This is a genomic window from Novosphingobium sp. GW835-FHT14H07, assembly GCF_058793515.1.
Window position 1 is genome coordinate 1 of record NZ_JBXAFX010000085.1, and the last position, 880, is coordinate 880.

Sequence of the window (880 nt, forward strand, 5' to 3'; positions counted from 1 at the left end):
GGCTCTGTTGCAAAAATCGTGAAGCTTGAGCATGCTTGGCGGAGATTGGACGGACGGAACGATGACGGATTTCAAGTGGCGCCATTTCCAGGGTGATGTGATCCTGTGGGCGGTGCGCTGGTATTGTCGCTATCCGATCAGCTATCGCGACCTTGAGGAAATGCTGGCGGAACGCGGCATTTCGGTCGACCATACGACGATCTATCGCTGGGTCCAGTGCTACGCCCCGGAGATGGAGAAGCGGCTGCGCTGGTTCTGGCGGCGTGGCTTTGATCCGAGCTGGCGCCTGGATGAAACCTACGTCAAGGTGCGGGGCAAGTGGACCTACCTGTACCGGGCAGTCGACAAGCGGGGCGACACGATCGATTTCTACCTGTCGCCGACCCGCAGCGCCAAGGCAGCGAAGCGGTTCCTGGGCAAGGCCCTGCGAGGCCTGAAGCACTGGGAAAAGCCTGCCACGCTCAATACCGACAAAGCGCCGAGCTATGGTGCAGCGATCACCGAATTGAAGCGCGAAGGAAAGCTGGACCGGGAGACGGCCCACCGGCAGGTGAAGTATCTCAATAACGTGATCGAGGCCGATCACGGAAAGCTCAAGATACTGATCAAGCCGGTGCGCGGTTTCAAATCGATCCCCACGGCCTATGCCACGATCAAGGGATTCGAAGTCATGCGAGCCCTGCGCAAAGGACAGGCTCGCCCCTGGTGCCTGCAGCCCGGCATCAGGGGCGAGGTGCGCCTTGTGGAGAGAGCTTTTGGCATTGGGCCCTCGGCGCTGACGGAGGCCATGGGCATGCTCAACCACCATTTCGCAGCAGCCGCCTGATCGGCGCAGAGCGACAGCCTACCTCTGACTGCCGCCAATCTTTGCAACAGAGCC

Annotated in this window: 1 protein-coding gene; it reads left to right on the plus strand. The window is 60.6% G+C overall.

Translation table 11 applies throughout. The features are described 5' to 3' along the window. The first annotated feature begins 61 nt into the window (after positions 1-61). Positions 62-826 (plus strand): IS6-like element IS6100 family transposase, encoded by a 765-nt coding sequence (locus tag AC1Q5P_RS21915; protein WP_001389365.1) that lies wholly within the window; start codon positions 62-64, stop codon positions 824-826. The last annotated feature ends 54 nt before the right edge of the window (positions 827-880 follow it).